Origin of the sequence: Tepidicella baoligensis, assembly GCF_013432195.1 — a bacterium.
In the GTDB taxonomy this organism is placed as follows: domain Bacteria; phylum Pseudomonadota; class Gammaproteobacteria; order Burkholderiales; family Burkholderiaceae_C; genus Tepidicella; species Tepidicella baoligensis.
In genome coordinates this window covers 279161-299876 of the sequence record NZ_JACCDB010000002.1, presented here as the reverse complement: position 1 = coordinate 299876, position 20716 = coordinate 279161, and the positions used below count along the sequence as shown (strand labels likewise).

The window sequence follows — 20716 nt, the reverse complement described above, 5'->3', positions numbered from 1 at the left end:
CGGCCGCTCGACACCTCGGCGCTGGATGGGGTCAGGCGTTCGCAATCCCGCTCGCCACATGCCCAGCCGGCACATGGCGCGCTGCATGCTCGATGTGGCCGGTCTGGTCGTCGAAAAAGAAGTCGGGTTCGAATTCGCGCAGGAACTCTCCCTTGGGCAGACCGCCCAGGAACATGGCTTCATCGACTTCGATGTTCCAATTCATGAGCGTGCGGATGGCGCGTTCGTGGGCTGGGGCGCTGCGGGCCGTGACCAGTGCGGTGCGGATGCGCATATGGGCCGTGCCGGCATTTTGCAAACGGTGCAGCGCTTCCAGCAGGGGTTTGAACGGTCCACCCTGCAGGGGCCGGCTGGCGTTGCTGAGTTCGTGGGCCTGGAAAGCGCTGAGCCCCTGCGACTGAAACACGCGCTCGGCTTCGTCGGAGAACAGCACCGCATCCCCGTCGAAGGCGATGCGCACCTCGTGCGGGTGGGCGTCGCTGGCCCGGACCGATTGCGGATACACCTGCGCCGCTGGCACGCCCGCGTCCAGGGCCGAACGCACGTCGCTCAAGTGGGCCGAGAGGAACAGGTTGGCCCGCAGCGGCCGCAGATAGCGCCAGGGCGACTGGCCCCGGGTGAACACGCCGCGCTGGATGGTGAGGCCGTAGTGGCTGGCCGAGCGGAACACGCGCATGCCCGACACCGGATCGTTGCGCGACAGGATCACCACCTCGACCCGCTGCTGCTCGGGTGTGTTGAAGCTCAGGAGTTTGTGTACCAGTGAGAACGCCACGCCGCGGCCGGCCGGTTCATCGAGCCGTTCGAGCTGCAACTGCATGTAGGCGCGGTCGTCGGCCTGCTCGAATACCTCGTTTTCGGCTTCGAAGTCGAACAGGGCACGGGACGAAATGGCCACGACCAGTTGGCCGTCGAGAGTGATGGGCATGGTGCCGGCATTATTCCACCAACCGCACCTGCCAAGTCCCGAATTCGCAGGCCGTGGTCGGCCAGTCGCGGGCCTGCAAGGGCAGGGCCCGTCCCGACAGGCTGACCTCCACCGCCCGGATCACGCCCGCGTGGGTGAACCACACCACCCGCCGCGCGCCTGCGGCTCGTGCCTGCTGCTGACAGGCGAGCAGAGCGCTGCGCACCCGCTCCAGCAGTTCGGCCACGTTTTCGCCGCCGCCCGGGCGGTGCAGGTGGAAGTTCGCGTTCCAGGCGTCCAGTTCGGCGCGGGGGATGTCGTCCCACCGCCGGCCTTCCCACTGGCCGAAATCCATCTCGGACAGCCGGGTGTCTGGGTGGGCTGCGGGCAGGCCCAGTCGGGCGGCAGCCTGAGCCAAACTGGCGGTGCGGCTGGATGGAGAATGCCAGGCCAACGCCGGAGGGGGCGGTGTCTGCTCGGCTGACCAGGCCCGGCTCAGGGCTTGCGCGGCACGTTGTGTCAGTGTGGTGTCGGCGGGCACGTCCAAGCGCCCATAGCAGATGCCCGCAGGCACCGTGACCCGGGCATGCCGGACCAGCCAGAGTTCGAGTGGTGGGGTGCTGCTCATCGGGCGCCCATGGCCAGTGCAACCGCCAGATAAAACCCGATTTCGCTGACCTGTTGAACCGCGCCCAAGCCGTCGCCGGTAAAACCTTGCAAGCGCTGCTTCAGGCGCCAGTGGACGACCACCCAGCCGAGGGCGGAACCGAGCAGGCCCCACAGCAGCACCGTGGCGGTGCGTTCACCGCTTTGCAGGCCGCCCAGCCACGGAAGCGGCAGGGTGTGTGCCCAGGCCAGCGCCACGAGCACCGCCAGGCCACACCAGAGTGCCCCCGCCATCAGCGCGCGCGGACTGATCTGGTCGGCCAGGGGCTTGGATTTGCTGCCCGCCGCATCACCCACATGCGGCAGCCATCGGATGGTCAGCAACGGCCAGGTGCGCGATGCCACGTGCGCCAGCCCTATGGCCAGCAAGGCGCCGGCCAGCGACATTTGCCCCAGCACCGCCAGCAGCGCCACCTTGGCCAGCAGGGCCAGCACCAGCGCCATCGCCCCGAAGGCGCCGATGCGTGAATCCTTCATGATTTCCAGCACGCGCTCGCGCTGCTGGCTGCCGCCCAGACCGTCGGCCACGTCGGCCAGGCCATCTTCATGGAAGCCGCCGGTCAGCAGCACCGTGACGATGGTGCTGAACACGGCCGCGACCCAGGTGATGCCAGCCACCGGGGGGAGGTGCCAGCACAGCAGACCATAGACGGCCGCCGCCACGCCGCCCACGATCCAACCCACGCCGGGAAAGTGCGCCGCGCTGGCGCGCAGCATCGCGGGGCTGTAGCCGACCCACCGCGCCAGCGCGCCCGTCACGGGGATGCGGGTGAAGAATTGCAGCGCCAGCAAAAAGTGTCGGACGGGTTGCATGGCCTGCACCTGCGTTCAGCGTTTCAGGAACAGCCGGTACAGCGGGTTATGGGTTTCTTCCACATACGGGTAACCCAAGGTATCGAGGAATTTCTGGAAGGCCTTGTCATCTTGCGCGGGCACCTGCAAGCCGACCAGGATGCGGCCATAGTCCGCGCCCTGGTTGCGGTAGTGGAACAGGCTGATGTTCCAGCCTGGCCGCATGAGGCTGAGGAATTTGAGCAAGGCGCCCGGTCGCTCCGGGAACACGAAGCGCAGCAGCCGTTCGTCCTGGGCCAGCGGGGAGCGCCCCCCCACCATGTGGCGGATGTGCTCCTGGGCCAGGTCGTCGTGCGTCAGGTCCAGGGTGGCGAAACCGTGCTTTTCGAAGCTGGTGGCGATCTTGCTGCTTTCCCCCTTGCTGTGGGTGGTCAGGCCCACGAAGACATGGGCTTCGCGTTCGTCGCTGATGCGGTAGCTGAACTCCGTCACGTTGCGCGGACCGCCAGGCAGTGCACCAATGGCCTCCAGGAAGCGCTTGAAGCTGCCGCGCTCTTCGGGCAGCGTGACGGCGAACAGGGCCTCGCGCTCCTCCCCGACCTCGGCGCGTTCGGCCACGAAGCGCAGGCGGTCGAAGTTCATGTTGGCGCCGCACAGGATGGCGGCGTAGGTTTCGCCTCTGGTTTTGTGCTCGGCCACGTACTTCTTGATGGCGGCCACCGCCAGCGCTCCGGCGGGCTCGACGATGCTGCGGGTGTCCACGAAGATGTCTTTGATGGCGGCGCAGACGGCATCGGTGTCCACCGTCATGAAGCCGTCCACCAGCTCGCGGCTGATGCGAAAGGTCTCCTCGCCCACGAGCTTGACGGCGGTGCCGTCGCTGAACAGGCCGACGTCGGGCAGCGTGACTCGCTCGCCGGCGGCCACCGACCGCATCATCGCATCGGAGTCGTTCATTTGCACGCCGATCACTTTGACTTCGGGGCGCAGCGCTTTGATGTAGTTGGCCACGCCGCTGACGAGCCCCCCGCCGCCGATGGCCACGAACACCGCGTCGAGCCGCTGGCTGCCCAGGCTCTGCAACTGGCGCAGCATCTCCATGGCGATGGTGCCTTGGCCCGCAATCACGTAGGGGTCGTCGAAGGGGTGCACGAAGGTCAGCCCTTGCTCCTTTTCCAGCCGCACGGCGTGCTGGTAGGCGTCGGAATAGCTGTCGCCATGCAGCACCACGTCGCCCCCGAGCGCCTTGACCGCGTCGATCTTGACCTGGGGCGTGGTGATGGGCATGACGATGACCGCGCGCGTACCCAGCTTGTGCGCACCCAGTGCCACTCCCTGTGCGTGGTTGCCTGCCGAGGCGCAGATGACGCCGCGCTGCAATTGCTCAGGCGTCAGGTGCGCCAGCTTGTTGTAAGCGCCACGCAGCTTGAAGCTGAACACGGGTTGCTGGTCTTCGCGCTTGAGCAACACCTTGTTGTGCAGGCGCCGGCTCAGGTTTTTGGCGGGTTCCAGAGCCGATTCGACCGCCACGTCATAGACGCGGGCGGTCAAGATGAGTTTGAGATAGTCGGCGGGCGACAGCGCCGGGGACGGGGTGGATCGGGATGAGGGCATGGGAGGTGTGCAACGTGCGGTCGCGCAGAATGATACGCCTGTGCCGGACACCTCCCATCCGGCAGGTAGCGATCAGCCAGCCGGAGACGGGTGGTTCGGTTTCTGGATCGGGCGCGGGCGGCCCTGGTCGTCGATGGCAACGTAGGTGAGGGAAGCTTCGGTCACTTTCACGAACTGGCCCTGTGCGCGGAAGCGTTCGGCAAACACCTCCACCTGCACCGTGATCGACGTGTTGCCGATGCGCGTGATGCTGCTGTAAAAGCTCAGAATGTCGCCCACCCTGACCGGCTGCTTGAAGATGAACTGGTTGACCGCCACCGTGGCCAGGCGCCCTTGTGCCACCCGGGCAGGCAGCACCGAGCCGGCCAAGTCCACTTGGGCCATGACCCAGCCGCCAAAGATGTCGCCGTTGGCGTTGCAGTCGGCCGGCATGGGGATGACCTTGAGCACCAGGGTCTTGTCGGTGGGCGGCGTGTCGGCAGCCCGGCAGGGGAGATCGGCCGGGTCCGTGCCGGCCGGCGCAGTTGGGGGCAAAATCGGAGCGTTCATGTCCTGATTGTCATCCATGCGCGACTTGTCTTCCGCCGGTGTCGCCCCGCACGCGACCGCGCCCGTTGCCGCTCGCCCCGGCACGCAGGCGGCTGCCCGCTCCGACTGGGGGGTGTTGCGTCGCTTGCTGCCCTACCTGTGGCAGTACCGCTGGCGGGTGGCGGCCGCGCTGGCCTTCATGGTGGTGGCCAAGCTCGCCAACGTGGGGGTGCCGCTGCTGCTCAAGGAACTGGTGGACAGCCTCACCCCCGCGCCCGGCCAGTCCATGCTGGGCCTGCCGCCGGGTAGTGAGGCTTTTCTGGTGGTGCCGGTGGGTCTGCTGCTGGCCTATGGCTTGCTGCGCTTCTCCACCACGCTGTTTACCGAGTTGCGCGAGCTCATCTTTGCCAAAGCCACCGAAGGCGCTACTCGAGCCATCGCCTTGCAGGTGTTCGGTCACCTGCACGAACTGAGCTTGCGTTTCCATCTGGAACGCCAGACCGGCGGCATGACGCGCGACATCGAGCGCGGCACGCGCGGCGTGCAGTCGCTGATCTCGTATTCGCTCTACAGCATCCTGCCCACGCTGCTGGAGGTGGCCTTGGTGCTGGCGCTGCTGGGCTTCAAGTTCGAGCTCTGGTACGTGTGGACCACCTTGCTCGCACTCACCGTCTATGTGTTCTTCACCGTGAAGGTGACGGCCTGGCGCACCCAGTTCCGTCGCCACATGAACGAGATGGAGTCGGCCAGCCAGACCAAGGCCATCGACTCCCTGTTGAACTACGAAACGGTCAAGTATTTCAACAACGAGGCTTTCGAAGGCCGGCGTTACGACGAGGCGCTGGAGCGCCTGCGCCGCGCCCGGCTGAAAAGCCAGGTCACGCTGTCCATGCTCAACGCCGGGCAACAGCTCATCATCGCCACCGCGCTCGTGGCCATGCTGTGGCGCGCCACCGTGGGTGTGACCCAGGGTGAGATGACGCTGGGTGATCTGGTCATGATCAACGCCTTCATGATCCAGCTCTACATCCCGCTCAACTTCCTGGGCGTGCTGTACCGCGAAATCAAGCAGGGCCTGACCGATCTGGACAAGATGTTCGCCCTGCTGGACCAGGAGCGCGAGATCGCCGATGCCCCCGGCGCTCAGCCTCTGCGGATCGACGGCCCGCCCGAGGTGCGTTTCGAGAACGTGCGCTTTGCCTATGAGCGCGAACGGGAAATCCTGCATGGCGTGAGCTTTACCATTCCCCCGGGCAAGACGGTGGCCGTGGTGGGGCCGTCGGGCTCGGGCAAGTCCACGCTGGCGCGCCTGCTCTACCGCTTCTACGACGTGGGCCGCCCCGGCGACCCGGCCGACGGATCGGAGGGGCGCATCACCATCGCCGGGCAGGACATCCGCACCGTCACCCAGGCCAGTGTGCGCCAGGCCATTGGCATCGTGCCGCAGGACACGGTGCTGTTCAACGACACCATCGAGTACAACATCCTGTACGGCCGACCCGATGCCGGGCACGACGAGGCGGTTCGTGCGGCCCGGGCTGCGCACATCCACGACTTCATCGAGCGGTTGCCCAAGGGGTATCAGACCATGGTGGGTGAGCGAGGGCTCAAGCTGTCGGGTGGAGAAAAGCAGCGGGTGGCGATTGCGCGTACCTTGCTCAAAAACCCCCCCATCCTCATCTTCGACGAAGCCACTTCGGCGCTGGATAGCGCCAACGAGCGGGCCATCCAAGCAGAACTCCGGCAGGTGGCCCGCGACAAGACCACGCTGGTGATCGCACACCGGCTGTCCACCGTGGTGGATGCGCACGAAATCCTCGTGTTGGAGCACGGCACCATCGTCGAGCGGGGCCGGCATGCCGAACTGCTCGCCGCTGGGGGCCGCTATGCCCAGATGTGGGCCTTGCAGCAAAGTGGAGGAGACCTGGCCGATGGACACCAAGTGGCTTGAAGATTTCGTCAGCCTGGCCGAAACCCGCAGTTTCAGCCGTTCGGCCCAGTTGCGCCACGTGACGCAGCCGGCCTTCTCCCGCCGCATCCAGTCGCTGGAAGCGTGGGCCGGCACCGATCTGGTGGACCGGTCCTCCTACCCCACCCGGCTCACCGCGGCGGGGCAGACGCTGTACGAGCAGGCGCTCGACATTCTGCACACCCTCCAGACCACCCGCAGCATGCTGCGCCAGCACACGGCGGTGGCCAAGGACACGATCGAGTTCGCGGTGCCGCACACCTTGGCCTTCACGTTTTTTCCCGCGTGGCTATCGGGGCTGCGGCAGCGGCTGGGCCCGGTCAAGAGCCGGCTGATTGCCCTGAACGTGCACGACGCCGTGATGCGCCTGACCGAAGGCAGTTGCGACCTGCTGCTGGCCTACCATCACGCCTCGCAACCCATTCAGCTCGATACCGAGCGCTATGAGATGTTGTCACTGGGCCACGAGGTGCTGGCCCCTTACGTCAAACCGGATCGGAACGGACAGCCGCTGCACCGCCTGCCCGGCACGCCAGGGCAGCCCGTGCCCTTTCTGGCCTATGCACCCGGTGCCTATCTGGGGCGTGTGGTGGATTGGGTGCTGCGCCAGTCGGGCGAATCGGTGCATACCCAGCGCGTGTACGAGACCGACATGTCCGAAAGCCTCAAGGCCATGGCCATCGAGGGTCATGGGATCGCGTTTTTGCCGACCAGCTCGGTGCAGCAGGCCCTGGCAGACGGACGGCTGGTGGATGCCGCTCCGTCCGGCGATACTTGGCGAGGAGCCATGGAAATTCGCCTCTACCGCGAACGGCCCAGCGAACGCCCCGGTGGCCGCAAAGGCAAGCCTGTGGCACAAGCGTTCTGGGCCGATGTCGAGCGGCACGTGAACGTATCCACTGCACAGGGCATGGGCACTCAGCAGGAAACTCCCTGAACGGGTATCATGTTCAGCATGCGTAACCTGCTCCACCCGGCCTGCATGGCGCACCAGCCCCTGGTGTGCGGCCGGTCTGTGGCCGCACACCTCTGAGCCCGGCGGTCGCGTCACCTCTCTCATCGTTTCGCGCCCCTCCAGATCGCCGGGCTTCCAGGCGCCTCAGGGCCCTCGGCCCGATTCGGAGCGTGTTATGCCTTCTTTGCCTTCTTTCGACCGAACCTTGACCGAACTCGACCACGTGCGGTTGCACAAACTCATGCGCCAGCGCCCGGACGCCATTCCCCACGGCATTGCGCACACCCTCACAGAGCTCATCGATACGGCCGACGTGGTGCCCTCGCGGGACATCCCCGCCGAGGTGGTCACCATGTATTCCCGGGTCCGACTGCGTGACCTGACCCAGGGGGGTGAGCGTGTGCTGACGCTGTGCTACCCGGATGACGCCGAACCCGAACGGGGATTCGTGTCGGTGTTGTCGCCCGTGGGGGTGGCCCTGCTGGGTCTGACGGTGGGCAGTCGCGCCCGCTGGAACGCTCCCGATGGGCGGATCGGTGAAGCCGAGGTGCTCCAGATCCTGTTTCAGCCTGAAGCCAGCGGCGACTACACCCTGTGAGGGACATCCGGGTCGTCCCATGACTTGGATGAGGGGTTTGGCGTCAGGCGCAATGAGACAATAGCGCCATGAGCGCCCCCTCCGAGACTCTCACCATCACCCGCCCCGACGACTGGCACCTGCACGTGCGCGACGGGGCTGCCTTGCACACCGTGGTGCCGCACACGGCGGCGCAGTTCGGCCGCGCCATCATCATGCCCAACCTCAGGCCGCCGGTCACCACCGCCGAGCAGGCGCTGGCGTACAAAACCCGCATCCAGGCGGCGGTGCCGGCCGGCGTGGCCTTCGAGCCGCTGATGACGCTGTACCTGACCGACAACCTGCCGCCCGAGGAAATCGCGCGAGCCAAGGCCGCGGGCGTGGTGGCCTGCAAGTTGTACCCGGCCGGCGCCACCACCAACAGCGACGCCGGCGTGACCGACATCCGCAAAACCTACCGGACGCTGGACGCCATGCAGCGCGAAGGCGTGTTGCTGCTCGTTCACGGCGAAGTCACCAGCCCCGACATCGACCTGTTCGACCGCGAGGCCGTCTTCATCGAGCAACAACTGGAACCGCTGCGCAAGGACTTTCCGGGCCTGAAGATCGTGATGGAGCACATCACCACGAAGGAAGCCGCGCAGTACGTGGCCGAGGCAGACGGGCATCTGGCCGCCACCATCACGGCGCATCACCTGCTGTACAACCGCAACGCCATCTTCGCCGGTGGCATACGCCCGCACTACTACTGCCTACCCGTGCTCAAGCGCGAGGCTCACCGCCAGGCGCTGGTCGCCGCGGCCACCAGTGGCAGCCCTAAGTTCTTTCTGGGCACCGACAGCGCGCCGCATCCGGCCCACCTGAAGGAGCATGCCACGGGTTGCGCCGGCTGCTACACGGCCCACGCCGCCATGGAGATGTACGCCGAGGTCTTCGACACGGCTTGCGCGCTCGACAAGCTGGAGGGTTTCGCCAGTTTCTTCGGTGCCGACTTCTATGGCCTGCCGCGCAACACCGGCACCCTCACCCTGCGCCGGGAGAGCTGGACTCCGCCCGAGAGCTTTCCTTTCGGCGAAGCCGAGCTCAAACCCCTGCGCGCCGGTGAAGCGCTGCCCTGGCGCGTGGTTTCCTGAAAAACCGGTGGGGCCGAGGAAACCGTGGTCTATGAAGCGCAGGGGCGTCCGATCGCAATGCCTTGGCACTCACCTTGGATGACTCCCTGGCGCGTCCTGGGGGTGCGTGTGGAGCGGGGCCTATCGGGTGGCCTGCCGGGCGTGCTCAATGCCTCCGGCCTGGCCCCGGTGCGTTTCGTGCCCCAGGCCGCCTTGCCCGAAGGGCTGGCCTACGAAACGTACATCCACGCCACCGGGTGCGTGCCCACACGCGACAACCTGCACGATTTTTTCAACGCCTTGTGCTGGATGCGCTTCCCGCAGACCAAGCGGGCCCTCAACCGCCTGCAGGCACAAGCCATTCGGGATGCGGGTGGCGTGCACGCCACCCGTGGACCGCTGCGCGATGCGCTGACCTTGTTCGACGAAAACGCGTTGCTGCTGCAGGCTCCCGAACCCCTGTGGCAAGCCTTGCGGGAACGGGCGTGGTCGCGGCTGTTTCTGGGCCTGCGCCCGCTCTGGAGTCGGGCGCAGGCCGTGACCTTCGGCCATGCCCTCACGGAAAAGCTGGTGGCCCCTTACAAGTCGATCACGGCCCATGTGCTCTGCCTGCCCGTGCCGTGCGATCTGCCCGGTGACAGCGGCTGCGGCGCGCACCCGTGGGACGACTGGCTGGCCCCCCGACTCAGCGCTGAGTGGCTGGCGAGCAAACCGTACACACCGCTGCCGGTGTTGGGCATTCCAGGCTGGTGGGCCGCCAACGAAGCAGCGGCCTTCTACGCCGACACCGAGGTGTTCCGGCCACCGCGCACGCAACGGGCCCGCGCTTGAGATCCGTCACACGGTCCCCATGTCCTTCAGGTACAGTGTCCCCTCGCTTTTGGGGAACCTGGGCCGCCGGCCCTGGTCTGAGTGGAGCCCATTCTTCTGGAGAATCAACACCTATGAAACGCATACTTTTGCTGGTCTTGACCAACATCGCCGTGATGGCCGTGTTGTTGATCACCACCCGCATTCTGGGCGTGGACCGCTTCCTCACGGCCAATGGCCTGGACATGACGGCGCTGGCGGTCTTCTCGCTCGTCATCGGCTTCGGTGGCGCCTTCATCTCGCTGCTCATCTCCAAGCCGATGGCCAAGTTCAGCACCGGCGCGCGCGTCATCAACCAGCCGCGAACGGCCGATGAAGCCTGGATCGTCGAGACCGTGCGCCGCTTCGCTGACAAGGCCGGCATCGGCATGCCCGAAGTGGCCATCTACGAGGGAGCCCCCAACGCCTTCGCCACGGGGGCCTTCAAAAACTCGGCCCTGGTGGCCGTCTCCACCGGTCTGTTGCAGAACATGACGCGGGAAGAGGTCGAGGCCGTCATTGGGCATGAGGTGGCGCACATCGCCAACGGCGACATGGTGACCATGACGCTGATCCAGGGTGTGATGAACACCTTCGTGGTGTTCCTCAGCCGCGTCATCGGCTATATCGTGGACAGCTTTCTGCGCCGCGGTTCGGACAGCCAGGGCGGTCCCGGCATCGGCTACTTCGTGACCACCATCGTGTTGGACATCATTCTGGGTTTCCTGGCTGCCATCATCGTGGCCTGGTTCAGCCGTCAGCGTGAATTCAGGGCCGACGCCGGAGCCGCGCAGCTCATGGGCCGCAAGCAGCCCATGATCAACGCCTTGGCTCGCCTGGGCGGGTTGCAGCCGGGTGAGTTGCCCAAGGGTATGCAGGCACTGGGCATCACGGGCAGCTTGGGCAAGCTGTTCTCCACCCATCCGCCGATCGAGGAGCGCATCGCCGCGCTGCAGCAACTCTGATCGCGTCACCCGGGCCGGTGTTCAGCCGGTCCGGCTTGGCATCACATGGACCCAGTCGCAGTCCAGCCGCACCGACAGCGACTGGCCCTGGGTCAACCCCTGCCGGTGCGGTCCGGAGCGTGCGATGCGCAGCGCCACGCCAGCCAAGCCGTCCACCCGCATGTCGGCGAGGGTGGTTTCGCCGAGGTTGCGCACCGCGGTCACCGTGGTCTGCAGCGTGACTTCACCCAACGCCGGTCCTTCGGGGTCGGTTGGCATTTCTTGCCCCAGGTGTAGGCCGTCGCCCTGGATGATCCAGCTCACGTCTTGGCCGAAGCCGAGTCGCTGTTTGTCGCGCACCCGCAGATGCACATGCGTCGGGTGCCCGTCGGGCGTGAGCCATTGCAGCCAGCCGGCGCGGTCGGCCTCGTCCTGCGGCGACTGCGGCCCGATCCAGCGGCCACGGAAACGGTTTTGCACGCCGACCAAATCGGCCACCCGGGCGTTGCGCGGCGAGCGGTAAACCCGTGCGGGTGTGCCCTGCTGCAGCACCTGGCCTGCATCCATCACCACCAACTGGTCGGCCAAGTGGCGCGCTTCGGTCAGGTCGTGGGTCACGAGCACGATGGGAATGTGCAGCTCTTGTCGCAAATCGGCCAGCAGGTCGTACAGCCCTTGCCGGTTCATCTGATCCACGGCCGAGAAAGGCTCGTCGAGCAGGAGGAGCCGTGGCTCGCGCGCGAGCGCACGAGCCACCGCGACGCGCTGCTGCTGTCCGCCTGAGAGGTGGGCGGGCCGGCGGGCTTGCTGATCGGCCGACAGCCGCACATGATCGAGCCAGTGGGCGGCTTTCGCGCGCCGCTCACGGGCGGGCAGGTGCAACAACGACAAGGCCACGTTGTCCAACGCGTTCAGATGGGGCATGAGCGCATAGTTCTGGAACACCAGACCCACGTGCCGTTGCTGGGGCGGCAGGCAGATGCCGCGCTCGGTGTCCAGCCAGGTCGTGTGGCCTACGGTGATCCGCCCTCGTGCGGGTCGCATCAAGCCGGCCAAGCACCGGAGCATCGAAGTTTTCCCTGCCCCGGATGGCCCCACCAGCGCCAGCAATTCCCTTGGCTGGCAAGCAAACTGGCCATGCAAGGGCATAGGCCAGTCCTGCTCGACCTGGACCTGCAAGGCAGCGTCGGGCAATGTCTCTGGCGGCTTCATCGCGTCCTGATCATCCGTGCCGTGGCAAAGAACGATGCTGCCACGGCTGTCAGCGACATCAGCAGCAGAAACAGGGCCATTTGGTCTGCACTCGCGAGATCGAAGGCCTGTACCTTGTCGTAAATGCTGATCGCGATGGTCTTGGTTTCTCCGGGGATGCTCCCGCCCACCATCAGCACCACGCCGAATTCTCCCAGGGTGTGTACGAAGGTCAGCACCATGGCTGACAGCAGACCAGGCCAGACCAGGGGCAACTCGACACGGATCAAGGTCTGCCAGCCGTTCAGCCCGCTGACGGCTGCCGCTTCCCCGAGGTTGGCAGGGATGGCCTCGAAGGCGCGCTGGATGGGTTGCACCATGAAAGGAATGTTGAACACCACCGAAGCGATCAGCAGGCCCAAGAAGTTGAAGGTCAGCCGGATGTCGAAGGTGTCGAGCAACCAGCGGCCCAAGGGAGAGCCAGCGCCCATGGAGACCAGCAGGTAGTAACCCAAGACGGTCGGGGGCAGCACCAGAGGCAGCACCACGGCGGCTTCGACCAGGGCTTTGCCTTTGAACGAGGTGTACGCCAGCCAGCGCCCCATCCACAGACCGATAGGCAGGAGCACCAGCAGCGTGACGGTTGCCAGCTCCAGGGAGAGGCGAAGGGCTTGCCAGTCCATGGTTTCAGGCTGGATTACTGCCTGGGCATCTCGAAGCCATATTTCGTCATGATGGCTTGTGCCTCGGGCGTGGAGAGGTATGCATAAAAGTCGCGAGCGGTTTGGGGGGCGTCTTTGGTCAGCACCATGCGTTGCGCCAGGCGTTTGTGCCAGTTTTCTGGAATCAGGGCGAAATCCCCCAGTCTGGCCACCTGTGGTGATAAGGCCAATGAGTAGGCAATGATGCCGCCATCGGTCGCGCCAGAGGTGGCGAATTGGGCCGCCTGCGAAATGTTTTCGCCATAGACCAGTTTCGGGACGATGGCCTCCCAGAGGCCCTGGGATTGCAAAGCCTCTCGAGCCCGCATGCCGTAAGGCGCATGATCGGGGTTGGCAATGGCAAACTTTTTGAGTCGGCCGTCTTGAAGGGCCTCAGCAAGATCTTTGAGCGTGCCGTCGGCTTTCAGAGATGAGCCTTTGGGCACCATGATCCCGATTCGACCATAGGCATAGAGTTGTCCTCTGTCCAGGGTTTTGCCCGCATCGGCCAGCTTGAACACGAAGTCCTCGTCGGCCGACATGAACAGGTGAAATGGGGCTCCTTGCAGTATTTGGGAGTAAAAATTGCCCGACGAGCCAAAGACGAGACGCAGTCGTTGCCCGGTGGCCTGTGTGAACCGTTCGGCCACCTCTTCGATGGCGAATTTCAAATCTGATGCAGCGGCCAGCGTGGGAACGGGTGCCGCTTGAGCATGGGAATGTGTGGAGGCTGCATACACGCTCAGCGCAGCCAGCAGCGGGAGCATAAAGTGACGACGGGTATGCATGTGGAAACGGGCTGGAAGACGAACAGGCTTCGATATTCTAAATAAAAGATATCGGTGTTTTGAATAGCCTTTTGTCGGGAATATCATCGCGCCATGAAACCCAGCTTGAACGTATCGCCTCTAGAGGCGCGCACGCGCTTTCGCCTCCAGATCAAGCATGCGGTGGCCATCGGGCCGGGCAAGGCCGATGTGTTGCAGGGCATTGCCGAAACCGGCTCGATTGCCGAAGCCGGGCGTCGGCTCGGCATGAGCTATCAGCGTGTGTGGTCGCTCGTCGAGGCGATGAACCGCGACTTCGTCGAGCCGCTGGTGCTCAAGCAGCGGGGTGGGGCATCCGGTGGCGGCACCACCCTGACGCCCATGGGGCAGCAGGTGTTGCGGCTGTACCGCGAAGTCGAGCGGCAGGCGCAACAAGCCATCGAGGCGCCGCTGAGTGAATTGGTGGCATTGATCCGTCCAGACGCTCATCCGTAAGCCAGGGCGGCGCGTGCCCCGCGGTCGGGCGGCGGGGGCTGTACGCCCAGCGCATGGCAGGCCAGTGCCTCGGCCACCCGCAGGCCATCGACCCCGGCCGACAGGATGCCCCCGGCATAGCCGGCTCCTTCCCCAGCGGGGTACAGGCCGCGCACGTTCAGGCTTTGATAGTCGTCGCCTCGGGTGATGCGCAGCGGTGAGGAGGTTCGGGTCTCCACGCCGGTCATCACCGCATCGGGCATGTCGTAGCCCTTGATCTTGCGGCCGAAGGCGGGCAGGGCTTCACGCATGGCTTGCACCGCGTAGGCCGGCAGCACCTCGGCCAAGTCGCCCAGGCGGACCCCCGGTTTGTAGGAGGGCAGGACCGTGCCGAAGGCGGTCGAGGGGCGCTGGGCCAGGAAGTCACCGACGAGCTGGCCGGGCGCTTCGTAGTCGCCCCCACCGGCCTCGAAGGCACGGCTTTCGAGTTGGCGCTGGTACACCACGCCTGCCAGCGGATGCACCCGGCCTTGGGCGTGCAGCCACGCGGCCTCGGCGGCGTAACGGGGGCCGTCCTCGCGACCGAAGGCGGCTTCCCAGGCCGCGGCGTCCAGAGGGTAATCTTGGGGATCGATACCGACCACCATGCCGGCGTTGGCGTTGCGTTCACTGCGCGAATACTGGCTCATGCCGTTGGTGACCACACGGCCGGGCTCGCTGGTGGCCGCCACCACGGTGCCCCCCGGGCACATGCAAAAGCTGTATACCGTGCGCCCATTGCTGGCGTGGTGCACGAGCTTGTAGTCGGCAGCGCCCAGCAGCGGGTGGCCGGCGTGGCGGCCCCAGCGCGCGCGGTCGATCACGCTTTGCGGGTGTTCGATGCGCACCCCAATGGAGAAAGGCTTCGGCTCCAGATAGACCCCGGCGTCGTGCAGCCAGGCAAAGGTGTCGCGCGAGCTGTGTCCGAGGGCCAGCACCACGCGCTCGCAGGCCAGCTCGAAGTGCGCGCCGCTGGCCAGGTCTTCCACCTCCAGGCCGCGCAGGCGCCAGGCGGGCCAGCCGTGGCCCAAGGCCGTTTCGCCGGGCGCCGGCTCCAGCCGCACGCCGCAGACCCGCTGCTGGAAGCGGATGTCGCCGCCCAGGGCGATGATCTTCTGGCGCAGCGCCTCCACCACTTTGACCAGCTTGAAGGTGCCAATGTGTGGGTGGGCCATGTAGAGGATTTCCGGCGGCGCGCCGGCGTCCACAAATTCCTGCATGACCTTGCGGCCCAGAAAGCGCGGATCCTTGATCTGGCTGTAGAGCTTGCCGTCGGAAAACAGGCCGGCGCCGCCTTCGCCGAATTGCACGTTGGATTCGGGCGTGAGCACTTTCTTGCGCCACAGGCCCCAGGTGTCCTTCGTGCGCTGGCGCACCGGTTTGCCCCGTTCCAGCACGATGGGCTTGAGCCCCATCTGGGCCAGCGCCAGCGCCGCGAACAGGCCGCACGGCCCCAGGCCCACCACCACGGGGCGTTGGCACTCATGGGTCGGCCAGCCGGCAGGTGCCTGGGCCAGTGGGTGCCAGCGCATGTCGGGCGTGGGCTGAATGTGCGGATGCCCCGCGTGGCGTGCCAGCAAGCCGGCCTCCGCAGCAGGGTCCACGAGTGTCACGTCCACGATGTACACGGCCAGCAACTCGGGTTGGCGCGCATCGAAGCTGCGTTTGTGCACATGCAGGTGGGCGATGGCTGTTTCAGGCACGCCCAGGGACTGCGCGGCCAGGGTGATCAACGCCGCGACCGGGTGTGGGGTGGGCAGGCGGTCGGCATCGGTTTCGGCGGGCGCGTCGGCGGCCCGGCGCTCCTCGACCGGCAAGGCGGACAGTGGCAGTTTGAGTTCAGACAGGCGGATCATGTGTGGCTCGTGTTCATCAAGCAATCGGTGTCGATGATACGCAATGGTCGAGCCAAGCTGCGATAATGTTCATGTGAAGTCTGCCAGACCGCCGCTGGCGCAAGGCCCGAAAGGGCGCGCTGGAGGAACGTCCGGACTGCACAGGACGGCGTAGCAGCTAACGGCTGTCCACCGTGAGGTGAGGATCAGAGCAACAGAGACGAGTCCCCATGAACCATCCGCTGCGGCGGCAGGAGCGTGGGGGGTGAAACGGGCAATCTCTACGCGCAGCAACACCAAGTAGGCCAGCCACGGGAGCAGGGCAACCTCTTCCGACCTTGTGGTTCCGCAAGGCGAGCTGGCGGGTAGGTGGCACCGAGCCGTGTGGGCGACCCACGGCCCAGAGAAATGGCGGTCACATCGGGGCAACCCGATGCACAGAATCCGGCGTATCGGCAGACTTCACGCTTTACCCTTGCGCGGTTCTTGGGCCTATGATTGGCGTTCAGCAACCGTGATCACCGCATGTCTTCGTACCGTCGGTCATTCCCAAGCCGCCAGCCCCGCCCCCTGGCGTGGAGGGTCGCATGCTTTCTGGTGCCGGTTCTGTCTTGGGCGCTCGCGACCGGTGCAATGGCGGCCCAGGCCTGGGCCATGCCTATCGAGGCTGAGGATCCCGTAGGCGATCACCGTCCTGTCCTCACCTTGGGTGTGTTCGCCTTTCGGCCGAAACCCATCATCAACGAGCGTTTTGCCGAACTCGGTGAATACCTAAGCCAGCATCTGGACGGTTACCGGGTGCGTGTCAGCGCCTTGACCGACACCGAACTCGAGCAGGCGATGGCCGAAGGCGTGCTTGATTTCGTGCTCACCAACCCTACCCACTACGTCATCCTTCGGGAATACGGGAAGCTTTCCGGTGCGCTGGCCTCGATGGTGCTGCGCGACGGCCAGACCCCCGTGTACGGGATCGGTGGCGTGATCGTGCGGCGTGCCGACCGAGGTGACCTGAATGGGTTGCGCGATCTGCGGGGCCGTCGCGTGGCAATCGCTGGCAAGACATTTCTCGGTACCTACATGGCCCCCGCTGCCGAACTCGTGCGTGCCGGCATTGCGCTCGATTCGATCACCTTCATCGAATCGGCCCAGCCGGTGGATCAGGTGATCACGGCGGTACTGGAGGGTCGGGCCGACGCAGGCTTTGTGCGGACCGGTGTGCTGGAGGACCTGGAGCGAGAGGGACGGCTGCAGTCGGGTGATCTGACGGTCATCCATCCTCAGCAGATGCCCGGCTTTCCCTACCGCTTGTCCACCCGGCTGTATCCAGAGTGGCCCTTCCTGGCGGTAGCACATGTGCCACCCGCGGTGTCGCACCGTGTGGCTGCCGCGTTGCTGTCGTTGCCAGCTTCCCACCGCGCGGCCCAACAGGCAGGCATCTACGGATTCACGATTCCGGCCGACTATTCTTCCGTCGAGCAGGCCATGCGGGATCTGCGCATGGTGCCTTTTGACAAGGTGCCTCCCCCGGCGTGGAGCGACGTGTGGCAGCGTTACCGGCCCTGGATCGTCACCCTGGGTGCGGCTGGTGTCCTGGTGCTTGGATTGGCTCTGGTGCTGGCATGGAATATGCGCCGGCTGATGCTGGCCAAAACCCATTTGCAGGCCGACCGGGTCAAGTTGCGCGCCCACCAGCGGGAGCTGGACCGGCTGGCCCATTACGATGCCCTCACGGGTGTACCGAACCGGAGGCTGTTGGAGGAGCGGATGAGCCGGGCCGTGGCCAGGGCCCGGCGCAGTGGTCGCCTGCTGGCGGTGTGTTACCTGGACCTTGATGATTTCAAACCGGTGAACGACCGTCTCGGGCATGCCATGGGAGACCGCTTCCTCATCGAGATCACCCGGCGTCTGCAGCAGGGCTTGCGTGCCGAGGACACGCTGGCCCGTCTGGGGGGCGACGAGTTCGTGATTCTGCTGGGTGATTTGCAGAACGACACCGAATGGGAGGGCGTGCTGCGCCGCCTGATGGAGCAGGTGCAGCAGCCGGTGGTGATCGAGGCGCACACGGCTACGGTATCGGTCAGCGCGGGTGTGACCCTGTTCCCGCTGGACGATGCCGACCCGGATACCCTGCTGCGCCACGCCGACCAGGCGATGTACCGGGCCAAGCAGGCGGGCCGCAATCGGTTCCATCTGTTCGACATGACCGAAGACCGCGAACTCCAGGTCCAGCAGGAGCAGGTGTCGCGGCTGGGCGAAGCCCTGCGCCGCGGTGAATTCGTGCTGTATTACCAGCCGCAGGTCGATCTGCGCACGGGCACGGTGCTGGGCGTGGAGGCGCTGATCCGTTGGCAGCATCCCCAGCAGGGCCTGCTGCCGCCGGCCCAGTTCCTGTCGCAGCTCGCGGGTACGGCATTGGAAATCGAGCTCGGCCAGTGGGTGATCGACACCGCATTGCGCCAGCGCGCCTGCTGGCGTAGCGACGACATCGGCCTCTGCGCACGGGCTTGTGTGAGTGTCAATATCGAGGGCAGCCTGTTGCTGCGCCCCGGCTTCTCCCAGTGGCTCGCCGAGCTGTTGCAGACGCATCCTGCCGGCATGGCCCGGTGTCTCGAACTGGAGGTGCTCGAATCCGTTGCGCTGGCCGATGTGGCCACGGCAGCCAGCGTCATGGTGGATTGCCGGGCCCAAGGCATTCGTTTCGCACTCGACGATTTCGGCACCGGCTATTCCTCGCTGGCGTACTTCCGCACGTTGCCGCTGGATCAGGTCAAGATCGACAAGGGCTTTGTCATCAACATGCTGGACCAGCCGGACGACCGTAATATCGTGGAGAGTGTCACCTTCCTGGCCCACGCGTTCCAGCGGCCGTTACTGGCCGAGGGGGTGGAAACCCCTGAGCACGCGGCGTTGCTGCTGCGACTGGGATGCTATCTGGCTCAGGGCTACGCCATTGCCCGACCCATGCCGGCACAGGCGCTGGCCGGTTGGCTCGAGACCTGGCAGCGTGACCGCCCTTGGCTGCAGTGGCAGGCCCAGGCGCAGGCGGTCACAGATTGAACGCGCCCAGGCTTTGGATGCGCTCCACATGTGCCAGCAGTGAGCGTTTGGCCACGGGCCACAGGCGTTCGGGCACGTCGTCGTAGGCCAGTCGTACCCAGTCGTCGTGCGTGCCATGGGGCAAGGTCCGCATGGCGGCGGCGATCTTGGCCTCCCGCTGCAGCCGATGCCGCTTGAGTTGCGCGATCGCCTCCCGGGCCTGGCCCAGCACATAGCCGTGGGCGGGGAGGATGAATTCGATCTGGTGTTCGACGCAGGCTTGGTCGAGCCGGTCCAGTGAGCGCAGGTAGGCGTCCATGTGCCCGTCCGGCGGGTCGATGACGGTGGTGCTGCCGTTGAGGATGTGGTCGCCGCTGAAGAGCAGGCCGTCCTCCTCCAGCACCAAGCAGATGTGGTTGGCGGCGTGTCCCGGTGTGTGCAGGACGCGCAGGGTGTGGGTGGTGGTCCCGTCGCGGCTGCGCAGCGTCAGCCGTTCGCCGTCGGCCAACGCCCGGTCGGGGATGAAATGGCTGTGGGCGCGGGCCGACGGGGCGCTGGGCAGGCCCAGGATCGGGGGGCGTGGGCCGTGGCGGGCGCACAGTTCCTGCAGCAACGGAGCACCGGGCGAATGGTCAGGGTGTGAATGGGTGCAGACGATGAAGCGGATGTCGCCGCCAGCCGCACGCCACAGACGCTCCACGTGGGCGGCGTCGTCAGGGCCGGGGTCGATCACGATGTGGCCGCTGCTGGGGTCGCCGACCAGGTAACTGTTGGTGCCGGGGCCGGTCATGAAGCCGGGATTCGGCGCCGTCAGGCGCTGGACGTTTTTCAGCAGGCCGACCGGATGGTCGCTCTGCCAGTCGAGGTGATGGAGCATCTGACCGTCTGGGCAGGTGAGGGCCAGCTCCCCGAACGGGGCTTCGTGCTCCATGTAGCGAGCCTCCTGGCCCGCCAGCCAGCCGGCGCGCGGACAACTGGTCCACAGCGGTTCGTCGCTGGCGGCGCAGGCGTCCAGAATGGCTTGTACGGTCGGGTAAGCTTGCAGCCGTTGCAGCGTTCGCACAGTCGGATAAACCATGAAGAAGTTCCCCTGTTCGTGCCGCGCGAGGGCGCTGGCGGGGCGCACCCAGACCGGCTCGAACTGTTCCTGGTCGTCGGCCACAGGCGTTTGGCCTTCAGGCATGCGAGCCACGAAGAAAGACACGTCAAAGCGCCGGGGGAGATCGCGGTCGGTGATCCAGCGGGCCAGCAGGTACACCTGATCGGCGGCGAGTCGCCACCCCCTGGCCTGGCATTGCGGCAGCAGGGGGTCGCGCCGTTGCAGCGTCGCCAGATCGTCGGCGCCCACCCAGCGGCCATCGGCATGCCGGGCCAGCAAAATCCCCAGCTCCTCGAAGCTTTCGCGGATGGCGGCCATGGTCTGCGTCAGCGGTGTGCCGCGCTGGCTGGGCCGGTGGTCGGCCAGGGCGTGGCCTTGCGCATCGCTGGCATCGATCACGCCGCCCGGGAACACGTAGGCGCCAGGGGCAAAGCTGGCATCGGCGGCGCGGCGCGTCATCAGCACTTCCGGGCCCTCGGGCGTGTCGCGCAGCAGCAGCACGGTGGCGGCAGGGCGCAAAGGGGCGGGCGTCTGAGGCGGGTGCAGCTGTTGCGAGGCGCGGGGCATACGGGTGTCTCCTTTAGAGGCGGTCGATGGTGGTGACAATGGTAATCGTCTGTAACCAAACCGGCCCGGTGATGTCCACGGTCGGGCCATGCTG

General features: G+C 66.0%; 18 protein-coding genes and 1 other RNA gene. 9 read left to right on the top strand and 10 right to left on the bottom strand.

Annotated features, from left to right (window positions below):
* Positions 1-31: 31 nt before the first annotated feature.
* The 5 genes from HZS63_RS04290 to HZS63_RS04270 all read right to left on the bottom strand — a co-directional run bounded on the left by HZS63_RS04290 (position 32) and on the right by HZS63_RS04270 (position 4528).
* On the bottom strand, positions 32-928 hold the full coding sequence (locus tag HZS63_RS04290) for a 5'-nucleotidase (RefSeq protein ID WP_180682807.1): 897 nt from the start codon (positions 926-928) through the stop codon (positions 32-34).
* Between the two features lie 10 nt (positions 929-938).
* Entirely contained in the window at positions 939-1535 is a 597-nt protein-coding gene (locus tag HZS63_RS04285) for a histidine phosphatase family protein (protein ID WP_180682806.1), read from the bottom strand.
* A complete protein-coding gene (locus HZS63_RS04280) occupies positions 1532-2386 on the bottom strand; it encodes an adenosylcobinamide-GDP ribazoletransferase (RefSeq protein WP_180682805.1) in 855 nt (284 codons plus the stop codon). Before HZS63_RS04280 ends, HZS63_RS04285 begins: the two co-directional genes overlap by 4 nt.
* 15 nt (positions 2387-2401) lie before the next feature.
* Positions 2402-3979 carry a threonine ammonia-lyase, biosynthetic gene (gene ilvA / locus HZS63_RS04275; RefSeq protein ID WP_180682804.1) on the bottom strand — a complete coding sequence of 526 codons (1578 nt, stop codon included), beginning with the start codon at positions 3977-3979 and terminating at the stop codon, positions 2402-2404.
* Between the two features lie 72 nt (positions 3980-4051).
* On the bottom strand, positions 4052-4528 hold the full coding sequence (locus HZS63_RS04270; protein WP_180682803.1) for an acyl-CoA thioesterase: 477 nt from the start codon (positions 4526-4528) through the stop codon (positions 4052-4054).
* A 16-nt stretch (positions 4529-4544) separates the two neighbouring features.
* Here HZS63_RS04270 and HZS63_RS04265 point away from each other — a divergent pair, with 16 nt between their 5' ends.
* The 6 genes from HZS63_RS04265 to htpX all read left to right on the top strand — a co-directional run bounded on the left by HZS63_RS04265 (position 4545) and on the right by htpX (position 10934).
* Positions 4545-6458 (top strand): ABCB family ABC transporter ATP-binding protein/permease, encoded by a 1914-nt coding sequence (locus tag HZS63_RS04265; RefSeq protein ID WP_180682802.1) that lies wholly within the window; start codon positions 4545-4547, stop codon positions 6456-6458.
* The gene (locus HZS63_RS04260) at positions 6439-7413 is read left to right on the top strand and encodes a LysR substrate-binding domain-containing protein (protein ID WP_180682801.1); all 975 of its coding nucleotides are present in this window, start codon (positions 6439-6441) and stop codon (positions 7411-7413) included. The genes HZS63_RS04265 and HZS63_RS04260 overlap by 20 nt, the downstream gene beginning before the upstream one ends.
* Before the next feature lie 193 nt (positions 7414-7606).
* Positions 7607-8029, top strand: a complete 423-nt coding sequence (rnk, locus tag HZS63_RS04255) for a nucleoside diphosphate kinase regulator (protein ID WP_180682800.1) — start codon at positions 7607-7609, stop codon at positions 8027-8029.
* 68 nt (positions 8030-8097) lie between these two features.
* Positions 8098-9141 (top strand): dihydroorotase, encoded by a 1044-nt coding sequence (gene pyrC, locus HZS63_RS04250; protein WP_180682799.1) that lies wholly within the window; start codon positions 8098-8100, stop codon positions 9139-9141.
* A gap of 78 nt (positions 9142-9219) precedes the next feature.
* Entirely contained in the window at positions 9220-9951 is a 732-nt protein-coding gene (locus HZS63_RS04245) for a DUF3025 domain-containing protein (protein ID WP_246316136.1), read from the top strand.
* A gap of 113 nt (positions 9952-10064) precedes the next feature.
* Positions 10065-10934, top strand: coding sequence for a protease HtpX (gene htpX / locus HZS63_RS04240; RefSeq protein WP_180682797.1), 870 nt, complete (start codon positions 10065-10067; stop codon positions 10932-10934).
* 21 nt (positions 10935-10955) lie between these two features.
* Here htpX and HZS63_RS04235 read toward each other — a convergent pair whose 3' ends face one another.
* Genes HZS63_RS04235 through modA form a run of 3 tightly spaced genes read right to left on the bottom strand, consistent with a single transcriptional unit; the run spans position 10956 to position 13572 of the window.
* Positions 10956-12062, bottom strand: coding sequence for an ABC transporter ATP-binding protein (locus HZS63_RS04235; protein WP_246316155.1), 1107 nt, complete (start codon positions 12060-12062; stop codon positions 10956-10958).
* A gap of 59 nt (positions 12063-12121) precedes the next feature.
* A complete protein-coding gene (modB, locus tag HZS63_RS04230) occupies positions 12122-12787 on the bottom strand; it encodes a molybdate ABC transporter permease subunit (protein ID WP_180682795.1) in 666 nt (221 codons plus the stop codon).
* Positions 12788-12801: 14 nt separating this feature from the next.
* Positions 12802-13572 carry a molybdate ABC transporter substrate-binding protein gene (modA, locus tag HZS63_RS04225; protein WP_219339088.1) on the bottom strand — a complete coding sequence of 257 codons (771 nt, stop codon included), beginning with the start codon at positions 13570-13572 and terminating at the stop codon, positions 12802-12804.
* Between the two features lie 114 nt (positions 13573-13686).
* Here modA and HZS63_RS04220 point away from each other — a divergent pair, with 114 nt between their 5' ends.
* Entirely contained in the window at positions 13687-14067 is a 381-nt protein-coding gene (locus HZS63_RS04220) for a winged helix-turn-helix domain-containing protein (protein ID WP_180682793.1), read from the top strand.
* Here the strand turns inward: HZS63_RS04220 and HZS63_RS04215 are convergent.
* Positions 14058-15941, bottom strand: a complete 1884-nt coding sequence (locus HZS63_RS04215) for an NAD(P)/FAD-dependent oxidoreductase (RefSeq protein ID WP_180682792.1) — start codon at positions 15939-15941, stop codon at positions 14058-14060. The two genes, HZS63_RS04220 and HZS63_RS04215, sit on opposite strands and share 10 nt — an antisense overlap.
* Before the next feature lie 75 nt (positions 15942-16016).
* Between HZS63_RS04215 and rnpB the strand changes: the two genes are divergently transcribed.
* Both rnpB and HZS63_RS04205 read left to right on the top strand, forming a co-directional pair.
* An RNA gene (rnpB, locus tag HZS63_RS04210) (RNase P RNA component class A) lies at positions 16017-16388 on the top strand.
* Positions 16389-16574: 186 nt separating this feature from the next.
* A complete protein-coding gene (locus tag HZS63_RS04205; protein ID WP_180682791.1) occupies positions 16575-18977 on the top strand; it encodes a putative bifunctional diguanylate cyclase/phosphodiesterase in 2403 nt (800 codons plus the stop codon).
* Here the strand turns inward: HZS63_RS04205 and HZS63_RS04200 are convergent.
* The gene (locus HZS63_RS04200) at positions 18967-20622 is read right to left on the bottom strand and encodes an MBL fold metallo-hydrolase (RefSeq protein WP_180682790.1); all 1656 of its coding nucleotides are present in this window, start codon (positions 20620-20622) and stop codon (positions 18967-18969) included. The genes HZS63_RS04205 and HZS63_RS04200 overlap by 11 nt on opposite strands.
* Between the last annotated feature and the right edge of the window lie 94 nt (positions 20623-20716).